Source organism: Paraglaciecola sp. IT1134 (assembly GCF_058068185.1).
Map to the genome: position 1 here is coordinate 64,922 of NZ_CM176486.1, position 22,276 is coordinate 87,197.

At 45.6% G+C, this 22,276-nt stretch carries 20 protein-coding genes; 13 read left to right on the plus strand and 7 right to left on the minus strand.

The window, feature by feature from the left end; all coding sequences use genetic code 11:
• Position 1: 1 nt before the first annotated feature.
• Positions 2–1,300, minus strand: coding sequence for a lipid IV(A) 3-deoxy-D-manno-octulosonic acid transferase (gene waaA, locus AC3RV5_RS00300; RefSeq protein ID WP_489730011.1), 1,299 nt, complete (start codon positions 1,298–1,300; stop codon positions 2–4).
• Positions 1,301–1,566: 266 nt separating this feature from the next.
• On the opposite strand from waaA, the gene AC3RV5_RS00305 reads away from it, so the two are divergent.
• From AC3RV5_RS00305 to glpG, 7 genes are all read left to right on the plus strand, one after another.
• Positions 1,567–2,016, plus strand: a complete 450-nt coding sequence (locus tag AC3RV5_RS00305; RefSeq protein ID WP_489730012.1) for a type 2 periplasmic-binding domain-containing protein — start codon at positions 1,567–1,569, stop codon at positions 2,014–2,016.
• 11 nt (positions 2,017–2,027) lie between these two features.
• Positions 2,028–3,200: a TonB-dependent receptor gene (locus AC3RV5_RS00310; RefSeq protein WP_489732059.1), complete on the plus strand. Its 1,173-nt coding sequence runs from the start codon at positions 2,028–2,030 to the stop codon at positions 3,198–3,200.
• A 47-nt stretch (positions 3,201–3,247) separates the two neighbouring features.
• A complete protein-coding gene (locus tag AC3RV5_RS00315; RefSeq protein ID WP_489730013.1) occupies positions 3,248–5,662 on the plus strand; it encodes a putative bifunctional diguanylate cyclase/phosphodiesterase in 2,415 nt (804 codons plus the stop codon).
• 114 nt (positions 5,663–5,776) lie between these two features.
• Positions 5,777–6,973 carry a glycine C-acetyltransferase gene (gene kbl / locus AC3RV5_RS00320; RefSeq protein ID WP_489730014.1) on the plus strand — a complete coding sequence of 399 codons (1,197 nt, stop codon included), beginning with the start codon at positions 5,777–5,779 and terminating at the stop codon, positions 6,971–6,973.
• Entirely contained in the window at positions 6,970–7,992 is a 1,023-nt protein-coding gene (gene tdh, locus AC3RV5_RS00325) for an L-threonine 3-dehydrogenase (RefSeq protein ID WP_489730015.1), read from the plus strand. Before kbl ends, tdh begins: the two co-directional genes overlap by 4 nt.
• Positions 7,993–8,006: 14 nt before the next feature.
• Positions 8,007–8,333 carry a thiosulfate sulfurtransferase GlpE gene (gene glpE, locus AC3RV5_RS00330; protein WP_489730016.1) on the plus strand — a complete coding sequence of 109 codons (327 nt, stop codon included), beginning with the start codon at positions 8,007–8,009 and terminating at the stop codon, positions 8,331–8,333.
• Entirely contained in the window at positions 8,334–9,185 is an 852-nt protein-coding gene (gene glpG / locus AC3RV5_RS00335) for a rhomboid family intramembrane serine protease GlpG (protein ID WP_489730017.1), read from the plus strand.
• On the opposite strand, the gene AC3RV5_RS00340 is transcribed toward glpG, so the two are convergent.
• A complete protein-coding gene (locus tag AC3RV5_RS00340; protein ID WP_489730018.1) occupies positions 9,182–9,595 on the minus strand; it encodes a flagellar basal body-associated protein FliL in 414 nt (137 codons plus the stop codon). The two genes, glpG and AC3RV5_RS00340, sit on opposite strands and share 4 nt — an antisense overlap.
• A gap of 129 nt (positions 9,596–9,724) precedes the next feature.
• On the opposite strand from AC3RV5_RS00340, the gene AC3RV5_RS00345 reads away from it, so the two are divergent.
• Genes AC3RV5_RS00345 through AC3RV5_RS00355 form a run of 3 tightly spaced genes read left to right on the plus strand, consistent with a single transcriptional unit; the run spans position 9,725 to position 13,139 of the window.
• A complete protein-coding gene (locus AC3RV5_RS00345) occupies positions 9,725–10,312 on the plus strand; it encodes a chorismate--pyruvate lyase family protein (protein WP_489730019.1) in 588 nt (195 codons plus the stop codon).
• Entirely contained in the window at positions 10,302–11,183 is an 882-nt protein-coding gene (gene ubiA / locus AC3RV5_RS00350; RefSeq protein ID WP_489730020.1) for a 4-hydroxybenzoate octaprenyltransferase, read from the plus strand. Before AC3RV5_RS00345 ends, ubiA begins: the two co-directional genes overlap by 11 nt.
• Before the next feature lie 9 nt (positions 11,184–11,192).
• A complete protein-coding gene (locus AC3RV5_RS00355) occupies positions 11,193–13,139 on the plus strand; it encodes a methyl-accepting chemotaxis protein (RefSeq protein WP_489730021.1) in 1,947 nt (648 codons plus the stop codon).
• A gap of 7 nt (positions 13,140–13,146) precedes the next feature.
• Here AC3RV5_RS00355 and ubiK read toward each other — a convergent pair whose 3' ends face one another.
• Positions 13,147–13,401, minus strand: a complete 255-nt coding sequence (ubiK, locus tag AC3RV5_RS00360; protein WP_489730022.1) for a ubiquinone biosynthesis accessory factor UbiK — start codon at positions 13,399–13,401, stop codon at positions 13,147–13,149.
• Between the two features lie 178 nt (positions 13,402–13,579).
• Here ubiK and rep point away from each other — a divergent pair, with 178 nt between their 5' ends.
• Positions 13,580–15,595, plus strand: a complete 2,016-nt coding sequence (rep, locus tag AC3RV5_RS00365; RefSeq protein ID WP_489730023.1) for a DNA helicase Rep — start codon at positions 13,580–13,582, stop codon at positions 15,593–15,595.
• A 7-nt stretch (positions 15,596–15,602) separates the two neighbouring features.
• On the opposite strand, the gene AC3RV5_RS00370 is transcribed toward rep, so the two are convergent.
• The 4 genes from AC3RV5_RS00370 to AC3RV5_RS00385 form a co-directional block, all read right to left on the minus strand.
• Positions 15,603–18,215, minus strand: a complete 2,613-nt coding sequence (locus tag AC3RV5_RS00370; protein ID WP_489730024.1) for a sensor domain-containing diguanylate cyclase — start codon at positions 18,213–18,215, stop codon at positions 15,603–15,605.
• A 129-nt stretch (positions 18,216–18,344) separates the two neighbouring features.
• A complete protein-coding gene (locus tag AC3RV5_RS00375) occupies positions 18,345–18,743 on the minus strand; it encodes a c-type cytochrome (RefSeq protein WP_489730025.1) in 399 nt (132 codons plus the stop codon).
• A gap of 109 nt (positions 18,744–18,852) precedes the next feature.
• Complete coding sequence (locus tag AC3RV5_RS00380) at positions 18,853–19,731, minus strand: DNA ligase (protein WP_489730026.1); 879 nt, start codon at positions 19,729–19,731, stop codon at positions 18,853–18,855.
• Between the two features lie 130 nt (positions 19,732–19,861).
• Complete coding sequence (locus AC3RV5_RS00385; protein ID WP_489730027.1) at positions 19,862–20,200, minus strand: hypothetical protein; 339 nt, start codon at positions 20,198–20,200, stop codon at positions 19,862–19,864.
• Between the two features lie 586 nt (positions 20,201–20,786).
• On the opposite strand from AC3RV5_RS00385, the gene AC3RV5_RS00390 reads away from it, so the two are divergent.
• Positions 20,787–21,092 (plus strand): type II toxin-antitoxin system Phd/YefM family antitoxin, encoded by a 306-nt coding sequence (locus AC3RV5_RS00390; RefSeq protein WP_489730028.1) that lies wholly within the window; start codon positions 20,787–20,789, stop codon positions 21,090–21,092.
• Complete coding sequence (locus tag AC3RV5_RS00395) at positions 21,093–21,491, plus strand: type II toxin-antitoxin system VapC family toxin (RefSeq protein WP_489730029.1); 399 nt, start codon at positions 21,093–21,095, stop codon at positions 21,489–21,491. It abuts the gene before it with no gap.
• The last annotated feature ends 785 nt before the right edge of the window (positions 21,492–22,276 follow it).

The window sequence follows — 22,276 nt, forward strand, 5'->3', positions numbered from 1 at the left end:
CTTAAAGTTGCAGGATTCTCAAGGTGGCGTTCACTGCGCCACTGTTGTCTTGTAAAACTTGTTTTGCAGCATGCCCTGCTGTGATGCGGGCGGATTTGTCGTCCAACCAATGACCCACCTGTTGGCTTATGTCTTGGGCATTAAACACAGTTTTAAGGGCACCGGCGTCGGTCAGGGCCTGACAAATCTCGGGGTTATTGTAGATGTGTGGGCCCATGATCACTGGCACGCCAAATGCGGCGGGCTCCAGGGCGTTGTGCCCGCCCCGATCGGCAATGCTGCCCCCCACAAAAGCTATCTGCGCCAAGGCGTAGACACCTTGCAATAAGCCCATTTGGTCAATCAGCAGTACCTCCATTTGGCTGGTATCTTCAGGCGCAGAGGAACTTCTGGCACTCTTTAGTCCGCTGTTAAAGCATAACGTGTGCACCGCATCAAATCGCTGGGGATGCCGTGGAACGATGATCAACAACAGGGTTGGCTGAGTTGCCAGCAATTTCTGGTAAGCGTCAAGCAACATGGATTCTTCAGGCTCATGAGTACTGCCCGCCACCAGTATAGTGCGTCCCGTCAGCTTAAATCTCGCCGCAAGTTGTGCGCCTATTTCCATGATCTGTTTGTCAGGTTGGTGGGCAAACTTGATGTTATTAGTTAAAAACAAGCTATCCCGCGGCGCACCTAATGCCAGATAGTTATCAAAATCCCGCTGACCCTGGGCACAGATAGCGGTCAATTTCAGTAACATGGGGCTAAACAGTGAGTTGATTTTGGCGTAGCTGCGGGCGGATTTTTCCGTCATACGGGCATTGATGACCGAGACCGGAATGTTATTGCGCCAGCAATGATCAATCAGATTAGGCCACAACTCTACTTCAGTGATCAACACCTGCTCTGGGCGACAGACCGAGATGAGTCGTTGCATCATAAAAGGCAGGTCAAAGGGCATATAACAATGACTGACCTGGTCCCCGAACAAATCCTGCACCCGCTGGGCCCCGGTGGCGGTCGTCGTGGTCAAGGTGATAGGCAAGGCTGGCTGTTTTGTTTTTAAGGCTCTGACCACATTGGCCGCTGCCACAACTTCACCCACCGATACACAGTGGATTAAAATCCCCCCCGGTTGCGCCGCAGACATGCATAAGCCAAAGCGTTGAGCACGCTTGAACGAAAAATCTGGGTGACGGCTTAGATAGCGGTACAAAAAATGTGTTAGCAATAAAGGTAAAAGTATAAACAGTAGACAGGAATAAGCCCAACGGGAAATCTCTTGGCGCAGGCTGGGGCGGTAATTTTGAGGCATTGATTGTTCGCAATAGTAAACTTGAGGCTATTTTAACAGATTTATATGCCCATTAGTGGCTGCAAAATAATCTGGCCGCCATTCGAGCCTCAGTAAACAACTGATCTAGCCAGAAAATATTATTATGTTAAAGTGCACGTAACGGGAAGAAAATTTCCTGTTATATATGAAGCTATCGGGTAATACTGGTCATGTCATATATTGCCCAATCCCCCTTTATATAGCTTTTGTTAAGGATGCTGACTGTCAAAAACATGGAGTCTTTTTTGCCCAGATCGCAACTCATTAGCTATCTGAGCATTTTTTTGTGGGTCATGGCGGTGATGCCACTATCACATGCCTGCGGGCAACCACAAATTCAGGTAATAGTGAATCCAAGCGTGGCCGTGCAACAACTCAGTACCAGCCAGGCGCGCTGGATATTTTCCATGCGTCAAACGACCTGGCCTGATGGGCAAACCATCAAAGTTTATGTGCTTGAAAGTCAAAACCCTGCTCACTATATGTTCGCGAAAAAAACATTAGGAATTTTTCCTTACCAACTGGAACGAACCTGGAATCAGTTGGCTTTCTCCGGCCTGGGGGATAAACCATTTACCGTTACCGATGAAGTCCAGATGCTGAAGATGGTTAGCCAACAGCCGGGTGCTATCGGTTATGTGGTATCCAAAGCCGCTAGTGCCGGCACCCAAGTCATTCAAATAATTAAGGAATAAAGTTGATAAACGTGATATTTCGACAGTTCATCATCACTGTTTTAGCTTTGAATGTACTGGTCATACAAGCCGGGGAGATAACCTGGCACGGGTTTGCCGCTCAAGGCGTGATCCAATCGGCAGACAGTAATTTTGTCAATGACGATGGGGCCATCTCGTTGAGTTTAACCGAACTTGGGCTTAATACATCGTACCGTATAAACAGTAAGTTGCGGGTCTCCGCCCAAGGTGTGTACCTAAACGGTGGCAACCGCCAGGCAGAAAACGCACGCTTCGATTATCTCTTTTTCGACTATCAAGTACTGAACACCAATGATTGGCAATGGAATGTGCATCTGGGGCGTTATAAAAATTATCATTGGCTGTATTCCGCCACACGCGACGTCCCCCATACTATGCCGACCAATGTGTTACCTCAATCTGCTTACTTTGATGCTTTTCGGGACATTTCTTTGGGCAGTGATGGTATTTCTATGGCTGCACAAAACCTCAACACTTTGGGGGAGTGGGATATTAGGTGGAGTTATGGCCAATCACGTATCAGCCGTAAACAAACCGTCAATTTGCTGTCTGATTTCGCCACGGGTCGCTTAACCCATGATTATGATACCCAGTTGAGCATGACTTTTCGCCCTTTGGGCAGTGGAACTTCTCTGGGATTTAGTCTACTGGATACAGATTTTAGTTATGCCGCAGGTGAGTCGGATCGCTTCATCGATGGTACAGCGAGTTTGCAACGTATAATGCTCAGCCTGTCTTTTAGCGGCGAATATTGGGATGTTAACTCTGAAGTATTACGAGAGCGGGCCATATATCGTGATCTTGTTGAGGAGGGCATGCTCAACGATTCGTTTTCTGAAGGGGCTTATGTGCAAGGTCGTTATTTTGTCTCCCCCACGTTCACCCTTGTGGCTCGGGTCGATATATTTGATTTGGATCGTAAAGACCGCAGCGGTAAGAAGCGTGAATTTCACTCTGGCGCCAATATTCCCCGTTATTTTGGCTATATGGATCAAGCAACTCTTGCAGCAGCGTGGGATTTTGCCAGCAATTGGCGCGTGCGGGCTGAATATCATCGAGTAAAGGGCCGGGCACGTTTGACGCCGGTTTTTGTAGTTGATACGCATTTAAATGACTCAGAATACTGGGATATTTGGGCGGTACAAGTTATTTACTGGTTCTAGGTATGCGACTATTTATCAGCTTGCCTTGGAAGATTTTAAGTCTTCTAATGATTTTTTTGTTGATCGCCAGCGCGTCTTTGACCTTTATCTGGATTGATAAAAACAATCAGGACTATCAAAGTCAGCATCAGGAATTACACGACAGGGATCAACAGCAATTTCTGATGATACGGGAGATGCTCAGCAACCGCTTAGCGCTGTGGTTTGAGTCCTTTGTGCACTTGCAATCCGAGGCGGACAATATTGAAGCTACCGGAGATTTGCTAACACGTGAATTCGATTTTTTGCAACTAAACTGGCAAGTCAACGACCTATGGTTGTTTGACAGCCAGCAACAAAGTATTTCCGAGACATCTCCGGCACCTGATTATGTAAGACAAGATGTGGCCACCACACTTAATAGCCAATCTTCAGTCGCCAGCATTCGCTGCGTGAGCAGTTGTTTTCAACTCATCAGTTTGCCCTTATTATCAGGCGATGGTGATCTAGTGGTGTTATCGGCTAGCATCTCTTTGCTGGAAATGATGGCGGCATTACATCGTTCGACCGTAGCCAACCTGGCCATAGTTGCCGCGCCTTTAGGCGCTGGACAAAATGCCGGACAGTATACCCGGTTATCTGACCTTAGCATTCAACCGCCTATCGCATTCACTAATCGCCAGCAACTCAGTGCCCTGCTCAAATCCGTGCCCGAAGCGGTATTAGTGTCCACAGTGCTACACAAAGGCTACCGGTTGGTAATGGATGACCAAGCATATTTAATCAACTTGTTGCCGATAGATGCACGCTTGGAGCAGCAAATTTATTTGTTGGCCATTCACGATATCAGCGCTGGGGCCAAACGACATGACGCTTACCAGCGCGGCGTTATCTTTATATCGGTGATCACAGTGGTGCTGTGCGCCCTGGCGTTTTTTATCTTGGCTCAACGTTTGCGGCACCGTTTACTAATTGTGGCGCAAAAACTGCCCTTGCTGGCGGAAAAAAAATACGTCCAGTTTCGCGCTCAGCAATTTGTGCAAAACCGATTACTGTTAGATGAAATTGATGAGGTGCAACACTCGACTAATTTACTGGGTGCCCAATTAGAAGCGATGGACAGTAAAATTGCACAAAACACCCGGGAGTTGGAAAATATCGCCATGTACGACCTTCTCACCGGCTTACCCAACCGGAATATGCTCAATTTCGTTTTGCGTAAAAAAATCGCCACGCTGGCCCGCTTCAATAGGCCTTTGGTGGTGATGTTGCTGGATTTTGACAACTTTCGAAAGGTCAATGACAGTTATGGTCACGGCATCGGTGACGAATTTCTGGTCGCTGTCGCCCAGCGTTTACGCAGCAGTCTGCGAGATTCGGACATGATCTGCCGCTTCGGTGGGGACGAATTTGTTATCGTGCTTCACGAAGCCGGCGATCTGGCAGGAGCTTGTGCCCTGGCAGAAAAATTGGTGCTAACTTTTAGAGATTCGATAGAGATTGGCTCACAGCGTTTTTATACCTCGATTAGTTTGGGCATAACATCCACCACCAGAACCAGTGTCACAGTGGATGATCTGGTTCGCCAGGCGGATATGGCAATGTACGCAGCCAAGGATGCTGGTGGAGACCGACATAGCATTTTTAATGAAAATATGAGTAAAAGGGTATTGCGACGTATCGAAATTGAACATGACGCCAGGGAAGCGTTACTGCAAGACCAGTTCAAATTTGCCTTACAACCTCAAATCGACATTCGTAGTGGAAAACTTATCGGTTTTGAAGCGCTAGTTCGTTGGGCCCATCCCAAAGGTGGCTATATCTTGCCCGATGAGTTTATTCCGATAATGGAAAATACCGAAAGCATGATCACCTTGGGCTATTGGGGTCTGGCACGGGCATTTAAAATATTGGATAAATTGGATGATCTGGGGGTCAAGGATTGCAAAATTGCAGTTAACTTGTCTGCCAGTCAGTTTCTCGATCCTCAGCTAGTGCCTTTTCTTAGGCAGCAGTTGGACCAGAGTCAACGCGCCGCCTGGCAAATAGAACTGGAGTTGACCGAACGGACAGTAGTAGGGGATATCACCCAAACTCTGGCAATTATGCATAAGTTAAAAGTTTTGGGTTTCAGCTTTTCAATTGATGATTTTGGCACAGGTTATTCGTCTCTGGCTTACTTATCCCAAATGCCAGTCGATATTATCAAAATAGATCGTAGTTTTGTCGCAGGTATGACGGATAGCAGCGCCGATAAACAGATTGTGAAATCGACCATTGCCATGGTCAGAAAACTTGGCATGCAAGTGGTCGCAGAAGGGGTAGAAACGACTGCGCAATTGCGTATGCTGGATGAGATGCACTGCCAAATTGGCCAAGGTTATTATATCTCCAAGCCACTGTTAGAAGAGGAGCTGTATCGGGTCTTACTAAGCAAACTGGTCGACGGCGTATGGGATAATCTGGTCCCAGAAATATTGTAAAATATCAGTGACGATCTGGGCATTTAAGCAAATGGCCCATTATCAAAATTGCTCGCCAGCACCACCTTTTATCCATTATCATGCTGACATTGATAATTGCATGAGAGTTAGCACATGAAGCAAGATTTCTATAGGCGTCTGGAACAACAAATTAGCGAAGCCCGGGAACAAGGCCTGTATAAAACCGAACGGATCATTCACTCCCAGCAACGCGCCGATATAGAAGTGGCCAATGGCCAAAGCGTATTAAACTTCTGTGCTAACAACTATCTAGGCTTAGCCAATCATCCACGGCTTATTGCTGCAGCAAAAGAGGGGCTTGATAGCCATGGATTTGGCATGGCGTCTGTGCGTTTTATCTGCGGCACCCAAGATATTCATAAAGCGCTGGAAACCAAAATAAGCGACTTTCTGGGTATGCAGGACACTATTTTGTATCCTTCCTGTTTTGATGCCAATGGCGGCTTGTTCGAAACCTTATTGGGGCCCAATGATGCCATTATTTCTGATGCTTTAAATCATGCCAGCATTATCGATGGGGTCAGGCTGTGTAAAGCTAAACGTTATCGCTACGCCAATAACGATATGCTTGAACTCGATACCCAGTTACAAAAAGCTCAAGCCGATGGCGCGCAAACTATCTTGATCGCCACTGATGGCGTGTTTTCCATGGATGGCGTTATAGCCGATCTCGCCAATATATGTGATCTGGCGGACAAGTATGGCGCTTTGGTAATGGTAGATGACTGCCATGCCACGGGTTTTGTCGGCGAGCAAGGCCGCGGTAGTCATGAATATTGTGGAGTGATGGGCCGGGTGGACATCATCACTGGTACCTTAGGCAAAGCTTTGGGCGGCGCATCTGGTGGCTATACCTCGGGTAAAAAGGAAGTGGTTGAATGGTTGCGTCAACGTTCGCGACCTTATTTATTCTCTAATTCTGTCGCGCCACCTATCGTTTCGGCTTCTTTGGTGGTATTTGACATGCTCGCCGATGGCCATGAACTCAGAGCCAGGCTGCGTCACAACAGTCAACATTTTAGAGCGCGCATGGAGCAGGCGGGGTTTACCTTATCTGGACAAGATCACGCCATTATACCAGTGATGTTAGGAGATGCTAAGTTGGCCAGCTTGATGGCTGAAAAAATGCTGGAAAGAGATATTTATGTCGTGGGCTTTTCGTTCCCTGTGGTGCCTAAAGATCAGGCACGTATTCGTACCCAAATGTCTGCCGCCCATAGTATTGAACAAATTGACCGGGCCGTTGATGCCTTCGTTGAAGTCGGTAAAGAATTGGGAGTGATAGCATGAAAGCACTGAGTAAATTGCATGCTCAAAAGGGCATATGGCAGACAGAAGCTGCTGTCCCGGAAATGGGCCACAACGATTTATTAATCAAAATCCGTAAAACGGCTATTTGTGGCACCGACATGCATATTTATAATTGGGATGAGTGGTCACAAAAAACCATTCCAGTGCCTATGATAGTCGGCCATGAATACGTCGGTGAAGTGGTGGGTATTGGCCAAGAAGTGCGCGGCTTCAACATAGGCGACAGGGTATCGGGTGAAGGGCATATTACCTGTGGTCATTGTCGTAATTGCCGGGCTGGGCGGCGGCATTTATGCCGCAATACATCAGGTGTGGGCGTCAATCGTCAGGGCGCTTTTGCCGAATACCTGAACATTCCGGCTTTTAACGCATTTAAGATCCCCGACAATATTAGCGATGACCTGGCTGCGATATTTGATCCCTTTGGTAATGCGGTACACACAGCTTTGTCGTTTGATTTGGTCGGCGAAGATGTATTGATAACCGGTGCCGGACCAATTGGTATTATGGCCGCTGCCGTGGCCCAACACGTGGGTGCCAGACATGTTGTGATCACCGATATCAATGAATACCGATTGCAACTTGCTAAGGACATGGGCGCGACCAGAGCGGTCAACGTGTCCCATGAAAATCTCACCGATGTCATGGGAGAACTCGGTATGACCGAAGGCTTTGATGTGGGTCTGGAGATGTCTGGGGTGCCGGCTGCATTTCGAGATATGTTAAGCAAGATGAACAATGGCGGCAAAATTGCCATGCTCGGTATCCCGCCGGGTGACGTGGCAATAGATTGGAATCAGGTGATTTTTAAAGGCTTGACCATAAAAGGCATATACGGACGCGAAATGTTTGAAACCTGGTACAAAATGGCCAGTTTGATCCAAGGAGGGCTGAATTTATCGCCGATTATTACTCATCAATTTAATATCGATGAGTTTCAACAGGGATTTGATACTATGGGTTCAGGCCAATCCGGCAAAGTCATTTTGAACTGGTAGTAAAAGGTAATTACATGGAGCAATTCGCGCATATTTCGGTGCAGCAAACCCAAGACAAGTTGCAAAATACAGATGCACGGCTGGTGGATATTCGGGATGAACAATCTTTTGCCGCCGGGCATATCGAAGGGGCTGTGCACCTGACAAACGGCAGCCTGGTGAATTTCACCCAGGAAACCGACTTTGATACCCCGGTAATAGTGTGTTGTTACCACGGTGTTAGTAGTCAACAGGCGGCTCAGTTTCTGATCCATCAAGGATTCGAACAGGTTTACAGCATGGATGGCGGGTTTGAAGCCTGGCGCCAAAGTCTGCCATTTAAAACCGGCGGTGAAGACTAGATGCCTGAACGCCCTATGTTAGTGGCTTTCAGCCAGGAGCGCGCCGCAAGATTATTGGTCAATTATCTGCAAAGTCAGCACATAAGTGCGCAATATGCCACTCAGTTTGGACAGCACAGTCACGCGGTTTTGTTATTAAATGTGGATCAGCAACAACAAGCCCAAATTATTGCCAACGAATTTGTCAACAACCCTGGGGATCATAAATATCAGCAAGCTGCCTGGGATACTGGAGAGTCGGTTAAGCTGTTGTCGACAGTCACCTATTTTTCGCCCCGTAAGCTGCTAGCTGACCTTATCCAGGTACCTGTGACCAGTGTGGTGTTAGCACTGTGCATCGTTATATATTTGCTGGCGGCCATTGGCATATACCAGCCTTATGATTTTCTGAGTATTCAGCCTCTGGCTGAACTGATTGAGGATCATCAGTGGTGGCGCTTAATTGGTCCGGCATTGATCCACTTTTCTTTATTGCACATTGTCTTCAACGTATTGTGGTGGTGGATGTTAGGGGGGCAAATTGAACGTAAATTTGGCAAGGCAACTTTACTCGCTCTTTTTGTTATTTCTGCCATTTTATCTAATGTCGGTCAATTGCTGGTCAGTGGCGTGAATTTCGGCGGTTTGTCCGGGGTGGTGTATGCGTTAGTGGGCTGCGTATGGTGGTTGGGTTGGTTGCGTCCTAAGTGGGGATTGTTTTTACCTAAACCTATGATTGGTTTTTTATTGGTGTGGCTGGTAATTGGCTATGCTGATATTTTATGGGTCAGCATGGCCAACACCGCCCATACAGTGGGTTTGCTAAGTGGATGTCTGTTTGCCCTGCTGCTGGACAAAATCGCCAAACATTAACCGAAGTAGATATATTTGGTGAAAATCACATCCTTTATCATGCTGGAGCCGGTTTCTTTTTTCATCAGTTTGCGCATGGTTTCCAGACAGGCGCGACGAATATCTTCTCTGCCCGTCAAGGATTTAACCCGATCTTCAGGTTGGTTTCCCAATATCTCGATGGCGGTTGCTCGCATAAGAGGTGCGTGATGCTCGGCGACACTTAAATAGTCCGCATCTTCCAGCATTAGTTCTATGGTGATGCGCACATAGCCAAGCTTGCGGGCATTGGATCCCAGATAATTGGTGACTATGTCAGGCTCTAAACCAAAATAAGCGAAATTTTTGCTTACGGGTTCTTGAGCATAAAGATGAACGTTTAAACTACTAAGGAAGAATAGACAAAAACTCAACAGCCCTATTTTTCTCATTATTTTTAAAATCTCGGTGGCTTTGGACAAATTATTGGCTAGTCGCTAGCTTAACAAGAAATACGGGAGGGACTAAAACATTTTATTCACTCTTTAGTCTACACAGAGCAATTGATACTATGCGCCACGATGATAACTACTAAATTCAAACAAACAAAATTCCCCAAAGGTGACGGTGCTCAGTGGCACGGGATCAATGAATTGACCATCCCCGATGCCACTCTTAAAAACTGGTTATTACACACAGGATCCTTAACCGAACGGTTGCAATCCCATTGCCGGGATTTTAGGGTCGAGGTATTGGGTCAGCACCAGCAGCTAGCCACAGCCGAAGAGTATCAGCAACTGGACGTGCAGTTAGGGCATCAAAGTCAATTCGACTGGCAAGTTCGAGAAGTCATTTTACGTGGCGACAATCAGCCTTGGGTGTTCGCTCGCTCCATTATCCCTCAGGTATTATGCGAACAGGATTTTGCTAATTTAGGAGATAAACCCCTGGGTCAGCTAATTTTTAATGACGATAGATTCAGGCGCATGCCGTTTCAATTAATGTGCATGCGGCCTTCCAGTGCGTGGTTGAGCGCCTGTGATCTACCCGACGCTCAACAACTTTGGGGGCGGCGTTCGGTATTTCGTTATCAGCAATTTAGCATGATGGTCGCGGAAGTTTTTCTGCCTCAAGCACCGGCTTACCGAGAATTGATTAATGACGACTAACTTGTTCACACCCCGTACGTTAACAGGGTTTTGGCAGCTGATGCGGGCAGATAAACCCGTGGGCATATATTTGTTGCTGTGGCCCACCCTATGGGCTCTATTTTTAGCCGCCCAAGGTGTACCGCAATGGTCAATCCTGCTGGTGTTTGTCGCTGGCGTCGTGATAATGCGCTCCGCTGGCTGCGTGATCAATGATTATGCTGACCGCAAGGTTGATGGCGCAGTAGAGCGTACCGCCGGACGCCCTTTGGTTACCGGAGCGGTTAGCGAACGCCAGGCATTAGGTTTGTTTGCATTGTTGGTCGCCGTGGCGTTTTTGTTAGTCTTGACCTTGAACTGGCAAACGATCCTGTTGTCCAGTATGGCGCTTATTTTGGCTGGCAGTTACCCCTTTATGAAACGTTACACCCATCTGCCGCAGGTCGTACTGGGCGCAGCGTTCGGTTGGTCTATTCCTATGGCTTGTATGGCCGTTACCGAGCACGTTCCCGGGTGGGGCTGGGCCTTATTTTTAGCCAATATATTGTGGACGGTGGCCTATGATACCCAGTATGCCATGGTGGATAGAAATGACGATGTAAAAATTGGTGTGAAATCAACCGCGTTGTTGTTCGGTCAATACGACAGACTGATCATCGTTATCTTGCAATTGAGTACGCTTGTGGTGTTAATCGTGGTGGGCAGTTATTTGCAATTGCGCTGGCCTTATTTTATCGGGTTACTACTGGTGGCGGGCTTGTTTGGGTATCAACAGAAGTTAATTTGGCGACGCGCTCGCCACGGCTGTTTTCAGGCTTTTTTGAATAACAATTATGTCGGTTTAGTGATTACGCTGGGGATCATGGGGCACTATTGGTTCCCCAGCTTTTAGGGATATATAATGAGTAGTTTTATTTCCAGGTTGATTCACCCGTCCAAAATTTTGATGTCGCAGTTTAGTTATTCGTTAAAATTTACTATCGTCAGCTTGATCTTTTTGGTTCCGTTGATGTTAAGTGTGGCGTTGCTACAATACGAATACACTGACGAGATCCGCTTTACCAATCAAGAACTGCACGGTTTAGTTTTGATTGCGGAGCTACAAAATGAACAATTTAATCTGGCGAGTCGCATTATTGACCGGCAAAAAGCCGTGGGCCTGACTGCTGGCCTGACACCTGGCAAAGTTAAAGCCTTAAATGCGCCTCGGGTTGATACAGCGTATGAATATTATCAGCAGACAATACAAGCCGGCGACCTGCAGTTGAGCTTTAAAGCGTTATCCACTTTGGCGCAAACTATTGCTGATGCAAGTAATTTGGAATTGGATATAGCCTTGGATACCAGCTATCTGGTTACTACCTTGGTGAGCAGTCTGCCACTGGTGCAGGATCAACTGGCCATGACCTCGGCCGCGGCGTTGCAGGTGATCCTGGATGGCCGCTTTACTCCGGACTCTTATATCGGCTTGTCAAACGCCAATCAGAAACTACCGGTGATGATTATGGAGGCGGAGCAGAATATTGCCGTCAGCCTCAGCGCCAATAGCCATATAGATAAAGCATTGGGCGGTCAGTGGAAGATATTGCACCAAGCCCTAGTTGAGCAGCAAACACGTATTCAGCAAAAAATCTTGGATCCGGATAACATCAGTATTACCGCCGCTGACTTGCTTGAGCATAGCCAAACGGCTAACGGCCAGATTGCCAGCTTTGCTAAAGCGCTCATTCCTATGTTAACTAGCCTGCTAGAAGCTCGTATCGATGAGGCACAATTTAAAAATAATGTGGTGTTGAGTGTCTCTATCATTGCCGTGCTACTGGCAATCTACCTGTTCAGCGGTATGTATTTATCAGTTACCGAAAATATCAAGCGCCTGGTATTATCCTTGCACCGCATTGCAGATGGCGATTTAAACGCCAGAGTTACGGTAATTGGAAAAGATGAAATGCGCGATATTGCAGATGATATGAATCAAATGACGGCCAATTTGCAGCAGTTGGTCAAACGTATCAGTGACGCCATCGATACTCTCAATCAGTCTGCCCATAACCTCAAAGCCGTAACTGAACAAACAAAAACCGGCGTTACTGCACAAAAAATTGGTACAGAACTTATTGCCAAATCTATGCTGGAAATGACTTCGGTTGCCGATTCAGTAGATAAATACTCAGCAACTGCATCTACGTCTGCTATAGAGGCTCAGGGGGAGGCGCAACAGGGTAGACAGTTGGTTAACCGCTTACAATCGGTTATGCGAGAAATGCAAAATGAGTCAAGTCGCTCCCAGGAAGCCCTGAATCGACTGGTGGAAGATAGCAAAAATATTGGTCAGGTTTCCAGTGCAATAAATGGCATTGCTGAACAAACCAATCTGCTGGCGCTTAATGCGGCTATCGAAGCGGCCAGGGCCGGAGAACAAGGTCGCGGGTTTGCGGTGGTTGCCGACGAGGTGCGTACATTGGCCCAACGTACGCAAGTTCAAACAAACGAGATCCATGACATTATCAGCAAATTGCAACAAGCGACCCTAGATACGCAGCATAGTATGGAGCAGAGCCGCACACAAATGGACGCCAGTGTGCAAGAGGCCACAATCGTTGAGGCGTCATTACAACGCATTACTGAGGTGATAAACACCATCAATCAAATGGGCGCAGAAATATCCACTTTGGCCACCGACCAGTCGAAAGTAACAAACAGAGTGGCATCTCAAGTAGAAGAAATTGCGGCCATTTCCGAGTCTACCCTCAATGGTGCAGAGCGAACTCAAAGCTCGGCAGATGAGTTATTGTTAGTTGTACATAGTTTGAAAAATGAACTAGGCCAATTACAGAAAAATCGCTAACGGAAGCTTACTTATCAATAGCCTGGTTTTTTTCTAGTTCGGCTAACCTTACTTCCAATGCTTCCAGCTTTTGCCGGGTACGTATCAAGACATTACTTTGTACTTCAAATTCTTCGCGACTAACGAAGTCGAGCTTATTTAATTGGCTTTGCAGTACTTGTTTGACTTTGGCTTCTGCTCCTTCGGCCATGTTCCTTACCCCGGGCGGGATAGCGTCGGTGATCTGTTTAGCTAATTCTTCTAATTTTTTCGGGTCAAGCATGGGGCACTCCAAAATTCAGTTATATGACTATTGTAGCGAAAGCTTGAACATAAAACAGCAGTCTGGGATACAAAAGTCTAGGACACAAATTAGATCATGCGCCAGGTAGTAGTTCACAGACATGGTATTGAAGTCGATAATTTCTTACAATCCCCAGCCCCTATGAAAAGTGTATGTAATGAAACTTAATCCCGGTCAAGACCAAGCTGTTAACTATATCTCTGGACCTTGTCTGGTGCTTGCGGGTGCTGGCAGCGGTAAAACTCGGGTAATTACCAATAAAATTGCCTATTTAGTACGTGAGTGTGACATTCCAGCACGTTATATTGCCGCGGTGACGTTCACCAACAAAGCCTCACGGGAAATGAAAGAACGGGTGGCACAGACGTTGGGCAAAAAAGAGGCACGGGGTTTAAAAGTTTCTACTTTCCATACTCTTGGTCTGAACATCATCAAATCAGAAGTTAAAAATCTTGGCCTTAAACCGGGTTTTTCACTGTTTGATGATAAAGACAGTTTGTCGTTGCTCAAGGACCTTAGCGAACATGAGCTTGATGGTGACAAAGAACAGCTGAAATTGCTGCAGAGTTGCATTTCTAACTGGAAAAATGACTTGATCCTGCCTCAGCAGCTAACACTCAAAACGAGCTCGGCGGGAGAGGTTGAATTTGCCCAATTTTATCAGCGCTATCAAGATCATCTACGCGCTTATAACGCTCTGGATTTTGATGACTTAATTTTGTTGCCCACCCTATTGCTAAAAAACAGCGAGACGGCGCGGAAAAAATGGCAAAACCGGATCCGCTACCTGTTGGTTGATGAATACCAGGACACTAACACCAGCCAGTATGAGCTGGTCAGGCTGCTGGTCGGAGAACGCGCACGCTTTACGGTTGTGGGAGATGACGATCAATCTATCTATTCGTGGCGCGGCGCACGGCCGCAGAACTTGGTGTTATTAAGTCAGGATTTCCCCAACCTCAAAGTGATCAAGCTGGAGCAAAACTACCGTTCGTCAGGGCGTATTTTGCACTGCGCCAATATCCTGATCCAAAATAACCCCCATGTGTTTGAAAAACGTTTGTTCTCAGAATTGGGCTATGGACCCGAGCTACGTATTTTAACCGCCAAAAACGAAGCACACGAAGCGGAGCGGGTGGTGGCCCAGCTGATCGCCCATAAATTTATGCAGGGTACCAGTTTTAAGGATTATGCAATCTTGTATCGCGGTAACTTTCAATCCAGGTTGTTTGAAAAGGTACTAATGAGTAACCGTATTCCTTACAAAATAAATGGTGGCATGTCATTTTTCGGTCGCACTGAAGTCAAGGACATCATGGCGTATTTACGTTTATTGGTGAATCAGGACGATGACAATGCCTTGTTGCGAGTGATCAATACACCCACCCGAGGCATTGGTCGAGTGACGCTGGAAAAACTGGGTAATTTTGCTAATCAAAATAAAAGCACCATGTTTACTGCAGCCTGTGATCCGGGATTACCTGAAGTGGTAACAGGTAAATCGCTATTGGCCATACAGCATTTTAGCCGCTGGATCGTGGAGTTATCAGACCGCGCCTTGCGCGGAGATGGTATTGCAAGCATTCGTGAAATGATCAAGATCATGGGATACGAAGAATGGCTTTATGAGACCAGTACCAGTCCTAAAGCGGCAGAAATGGGTATGGCCAATATCAGTACGTTGTTTGGCTGGATCAGCGATATGCTTGAGGGGGGAGAGCTCGATCCACCTATGACTTTGCAAGAAGTGGTTAATCGTTTAATACTCAGAGACATGATGGAACGAGGCGAAGACAGTGAAGAGACAGATCAGGTGCAATTAATGACTCTGCATGCCTCTAAAGGTCTAGAATTTCCCTATGTCTTTATGGTTGGCATGGAAGAAGGATTATTACCTCATCAAAGCAGTATAGATGAGGATAATATAGAAGAAGAGCGACGTCTGGCCTACGTCGGTATCACCCGGGCCCAACGGGAACTATTTTTTACCCTGGCCAAAGAACGGCGTCAATATGGCGAGGTAATGCAGCCTGAACCCAGCCGCTTTTTACATGAGCTTCCCGTCGATGACGTGGTTTGGGAGCAGAAAAAAGTTCAAGTAAGCCCAGAAGTCCGCCAACAAAAGGGCCAAACCAGCATCGCCAACCTAAGGGAAATGCTGAATAAAAAGTGACACGATCTCAGGTCTGGGTCGTGCTGGGTTGCAACGCTATCGCTTTGGCCTCTTGTAGGTAGTTACCCTGGCCATACTGACAACCCACTGAACTTAATAGCTTATGTTGCTCTTCATTGGTGATCCCTGCTGCGATTAATTTGAAGTTCAGGTGGCGAGATATAGAGAGCACCGATTGGATCAACTTGAGATTTCGCTCCGATCGCGGGATGGTTGTAACAAACCTGTGATCGACTTTAACAAAGTCAAAGGGATAGGAATATAAATAACTCAGAGACGCTAAACCACTACCGAAGTTGTCCAAAACCAATTTTATGCCGGTGCGCTTAAGGTGTTTAATCGCTGGCAAACTAAATTCTGAGCGTCGATTCAGGTCATTTTCATCGAATTCAAAAATCAGTCTTTTGGGATCGATACCGGCGTTTTTGACGTCGGCAATAAGCTGGACTGCAGGTTCGATCTGGGTGAGATAATGGATCGATAAATTCACGGCAACTTTATAATCCTGGTTAGGTGAAGCACCGTCTTGCTTGCGTTGAAGCATGGCACAGGCGGCCTTTAGCATGAAGGTGTCCATTTCTACAACTAAGCCACTGTGTTCGGCGATTTGCCAAAAGTTCTCACGTTCCATTACCCCCAGTTTGGGGTGATCCCAGCGTACTATGCACTCATCATACAGGTGCTGATTGGTATGCATGTCAAACACGGGTTGAGAGAAAATGCTAAAAGATTCGGATTTGAGTGTCTTGCGAAATTCGCTTTCAATCTCAAGCTCTTCAAGTAATTTCTCGCGCATGGACATATCAAAAACAATATATTGACTGCGACCCTTAGCTTTTGCCTGATACATGGCGGCATCCGCGTCCCGTACTATTTCGCTGGCAGACTGGTAGCCACTTTCAATGTAGGCAATGCCGATACTGGCGCCGGAAAAAACTTCTCGTTCTTCTATCACAAATGGCGTGGCAATAGAGTTAATGATGCGTGCAGAAATGACCTCAACGTCATAGGGTTTTTCAAAGTTGTCCAGCAGGATCACAAATTCGTCACCACCCAGACGGGCTAATAAGTCGTGCCCACGAATGCACTCGGTAATACGCCTGGCCACTTCCACCAGAAAAGCGTCACCTGCATGGTGGCCAATGGTGTCATTTATTTGTTTGAAACGGTCGAGATCGATAAACACCACGGCAAAATTATTGTGTGCGTGGCGCTGCTTATTCGCCAGGGCTAGCTCTAGCCTTTTACTGAACATCGCACGATTTGGTAACTCGGTTAAAGCATCATGGTGAGCATCGTGGACTAATTTTTGTTGAATGGCGTTACGCTCTTCTACTTGTTTTTTTAATGACAAGTTAGTTTTGTTAAGCTCTTCAGTGCGCTCTTTTACTTTTTCTGTCAGTTGCTGGTTGTACAGCTGTATGGCATCAGAGGAGCGTTTGCGTTCCAAGGCGACGGCTATGTGGTGCGAAACAAAGCGTAACAGCTCCAGATCGCGCGAAGAGTATTGCTCATCTTCGCTGTAGCACTGTACGGCTATGACCCCTGAAATCTCACCATCCACTACCAGAGGGGAGCCCAACCAAGAATTATTTTGTTCTAACATGGTTTGAGCCGTTTGGGCGTCCATCTCGCCCTTTGCAACCAAATCCTTTACCCGTGAAGGATTAATTAGTTCGGCGTTGCCAGTACGCAATACAAATTCGGTTAACCCGTAGCCTATTTCCCTGGGATCCACCCGAGTGTTCAACTCATCGAAATAGTAGGGAAATTCCAAGTGTTTTTTATCTGTGCTCAAGGTGGCGATATAACAGTTAGGTGCGCTAATTAAGCGCGCCAGCACCTCATGTAGTGAAGCATAAAAATCCGCCATATCCCCATCTACAGAAGTAGACAATTCGGAGATTTCAAATAGGGCTTGTTGCAATGACTCGACCTTTTGGCGTTCATTTATTTCTTCTTGTAGCTCTTCGTTTATGCTCTGAAGTTGTTTGGTGCGCTCACGGATAGTTTGTTCGTTAAGCTCACGACTCTTGACCCTATCCACAGTATTAACTATATGCTGGGAAACAAACAATAAGATGTCTAGGTCTTCATGGGTGTAGCGAATGGCCTTATCATAGCTTTGCACCACCATAGCTCCAATAACCTGGTTGCCACGTTTTAACGGTACACCGATCCAGTCAACTGGTCCCGAACCAATTTGTTTCACATTGATCTCGGCCAGTTGTTGTTCTCGGGTTTCTTCGGTTAAAAACAAATGGTTGCCAGTGCGAAAGATATAGCCAGTAAAGCCACCCATAAGCTCCGCTGCCGGGATCTTTTTTACGGCTATCTCGTCAAGTTGATCAACAAAATAAACAAAATCGATTAATTGGTTGGCCTGGTCGTAAAAAGCCACATAAAAATTTTCGGCATTCATAAAACGCCCAATAATATCGTGTATTGATGGGTATAAACGTGTCAGTTCGTTAACTGAGCTGGCTAATTCGGAGATATCAAACAGGGATTTTTGGATGGATTCAGAACGTTTATATTTCTCGGTTAATTGCTGCAACTGAGGGATGAGTTCACGCAACTCTTCCAGTGATAACTCACTTGAATTTTTATGATTTTCCATATTGGTAAAGGTTGCAAGCACGATTCATCAATTTATAATTATTTTTATGGTACAAAAATAAACTATTACACATAAAAAGGCCACCCTAAGGTGGCCTTTTTATGTACAAATTTACTTAAAAACAAGGTTTTAGATACCTTCTATCATATGTTCGATAGCAGCTTTAATCTCCTCATCTGAGCAATCACCACAGGTGCCACGTGGTGGCATGGCATTTAAGCCATTTAGCGCATTCTGCCACACAGTATCGAAGCCTTTCTCAAGACGAGGGGACCAGTCGCCAGCATTTTGCAATTTAGGCGCACCTAATACCCCCGAACTATGACAAGCAACACAGGCTTTATTATAGACATCAGTTCCCGAACGTGGTCCGCTGGCAGCTGCACTTTCGGCTTTTGCACCAGCCACGTAAATTTCACCCACAGGCTCGATGCGAGATTTGATGGCATCATCTGAATCAACCTCGGCGTGGGCAGCGAATACCGATGCTAAACCAATAAATACGCACAATAAGATCTTACGTTTCACAATTCTCTCCACGTCAGGCTTAGCCTGTTTTTAGTTATCACTTAAAATTCTGGAACAGATTATAACGACTAATCATAAGTGAACAACAGTTTATGTCGCTAACTTGCAGCTAGTGCTGGTTTCTGACACGCATAAAGCTGGCAAATCGGGGTATGCCTCTGGCTGTTTTACCATAATGCTTGAAGGTAATGGTGGCGCCTATTGGTGGTGGATTTTGGCGTTGTAGGTCACTAAAGCCTGAACCGATCTTAAATTTCTCACCGCTTTTCAGCTGTACAAGTAGCGAGCCGAGTAATCCGCGATATTTGCCTTTACCTGGCAAATGATCAATGACCTTGGCTTCTGCATCCTGATAGGTTTTAAGTTTGATCAAATGCCCGCTGCGCCTATGTGTATAAAGCGCATCCTGATGATGCAGCATCAAACCTTCCCCATTTTTTGCGGCTATGTCCTCCAGTTTATGGAATAGCTCCGTCTCATTTGCAAGTTTGTACTGGGTGATTAATTGCAGATATGGCGAATCAATACGCGCAACCAAGGTCGTTAGTTTTTGTAGGCGTTGGCTGAATGTACCTTTGTCGTCGGGCAAGTCAAACAACATAAATTTCAACTTTTGCCATTGTTCACCGGCTTCATTACGCATGACTATTGAGGCCGTTTTTTCGAAACCACCTCGGGCAATCCAAAGTTCTCCGTCCAGGGCCTGGGCGGGAAAGCGCGCGATAAACCATATGGGTGGGGTAAATGTGTTTCCGCCCTTAGATAGCAGACGTTGGCCATCCCAGCGTGCACGAATCCCATCGAGTTTCTCGCTTATCCAATATTTACTTATCTCCAAATTGCCCGAATAAGTCGTGGCAAGCTCTATGGTCGGGGGAGTAGCAGCATTTGAAGGGTAATAAAAGCTAAGCAAAAAACAGAAACAGAGCACTGAAATAACGGATTGAAAATAGCTGATTTGGCGCATATTCGTTGTCTTCCATGTCATTGAATCACCTTAAAGTGTAGTTCAATAATCAGACTGCCAGAAGCGGGCGAGGGGACGCATAGTAAAGGGTGGATCCATAAAAAGGAGCTCTTTATGTCAACCTATTTCAGGACTAGTTAGGGGACAGACATTACCGTACCAATAGATAGACACAAATAGCCAAAGAAACGGCTGATAATCCTAGGGAAGCTAACAAGATTTTTTTATAGGCAGCAATCTGTCTATTGGCTTCTTGAGCTGTATTTTCAATGTCCTGCATAGCTTGCTGAATTTTCTCAGCAAGCACATGAATGGACTGGGCATTTTGTATTGCAGCAGCTTGAAGTTCCTCTATCTGCTTTGCCACAACCGGATCTGACTTCACAGCATCAGGCTTGGATGTGAAGGCCGGAATTGCCGCCGTTGCTACTTGAGCTAAATAAGGAGCTATCGCCTTTATGATCGGTATAAATTGCACTGCCATTTTCAATGATTCTCCCAATGTATAGCGAAATATAACAGGTTACTGGTGCGACCTTGTAAAATACAATACCTTGTAAGGTAGTTGATAGCCATGTATCAACGCACTAATAAATATCAAAAAACAGACTCAAAATCATACCCTAAAAGGGCCATATCAGAACAAGGTGGAAACCCAACTGACGCCAAAGTTAAATCAAAGCTACGTCGAGTCATAGAAATTACCGAATGTAACTAAGGGTGCTGCAGTGGTTTTTTGTAATCGGGATGCCCAAAATCGAGCGCATTGATTGTTATGGGGTATTTGTTGATGGCGAGTTATGGAAACAGTGAATTGGCGGGGATTAAAGCAACAATAGCTCCTTTAGCCAGGCGTTGCCACCACCTCTAGAAAAGCAGCATCCGATAGAATGGCTACCTGGACATTTTGTTAATGACTTGCTCTTCGCATTACATTGCTTAAGATTCAGGTTAAATCAGTCGCTGGATCCGCTAGTACATTTGCAAATGCAAGCAACCTTCGTTTAAGTATAGCAGCTTCGACTTTTAGGCTTGTGTAGAGATCAAGCGTTAGATTGCTTGGAAGGAGAATTGAGTTGAAAATGACTATTCTATGTAGTCATTTTATTTGTTATTATAATGACTATGGTAATCTGACTATAGGTAATAATGTGCAATATGAATACTCTAAATCAGCATTCAAGGCTCATGCATTAGAAATTATGCGGGGAGTAGAGAAATCAGGTGAGGATGTGGTGATAACCGCTCATGGAAAGCGAGCTTTAGTAATTAAGCAGTACAGGGATAATACGGTCAGTCCCTTAGAAAAATTAAAAGGTACTGTGGTAAATTTCGATGAGCCAACATCATCAGTATGTGAAGATGATTGGGAGTTAGCATAGGTGTTAGTGCTTGATACACATATTTTGATTTGGTGGACAAGTGGTGATCCAAAGCTATCAGACATTGCCAAAAAGCGAATAGAGCTTGCCGTAGAAAAAGATGAATCAATACTGATTTCATCCATTACAGCATGGGAAATTTCAATGTTGGTCAGCAAAGGATGCTTAACCCTTACAATGGATGTCGATACTTGGTTGCAAACTGTAGATGAAATTAAAAATGTGTCCTTTGTCCCTATCGACAACAAGGTAGCACTCGAATCTACTCGTTTACCTGGTGAATTTCATAAAGATCCAGCAGATAGAATGATAGTTGCTTTGGCAAGAACGTTATCATCAACATTAGTTACCGCCGATGAAAAAATATTAGATTATAAGCATGTAAAAACTATTAACTGACCGAGACATCGAGCATTTTGTAACGCCAGTATGAGACTTTATCACATCAAATACAGGTCTAACTGGCGTTAAAATCAGCCTTATGAGTAAGAAAAATTAAAAAAGCGTTCTCTGAATTAGCACTCATTTAAGGATATTTGTTACATAGCTATACGTGCACTATACCTGCTCCTGGAGTTCTAAGCTCACCTAGCCAATCAAAAATTTTGCTCCCATTTATTTTTTCAATGGGATAACCACGAACACTAACGGTTTTCTTTGATCAGCACTAAATTCATCAGGCTCAGGATTAATAGGTTTGACGAAAACTCCCTTAACTTTCAAACCCTCTCTCCATTTTTGAACAGTAGTCGGACCGACCCAAAGTTCTTTGGCTACTTGTCGACGCGAATAGTTATCGGGTGGTAAAAGCAAAGTCTGACCTTGCTCTTTGGTTTCTAAGTCTACAGAAGGTAGTGGTATATGTTGTCTCCATTATTAAAAAATTAAAGGCGACAACTACTCTGACACGGGGGTTAGGAAACGATCGGATAAAACCGAAATGACTGTCTGTTTTTACCGAAATACGTCATTATAATATGCTGGGTCACAAAGTTGTGCCGTTTACGAAGAAAGTGTGATGTCTAAAGCGTTTTTTCTGAAAATGGATATTTATTCTGAAAGGTGTTGGTTACCAATTTTATGTTCAATCCTAGCAATCGCTTGCTAGGCTTGATGTAATAATGGTGCCGGAGGCGGAATCGATTATTTTACTTAATCAATTGATTTATAACAGTTTTTTAAGT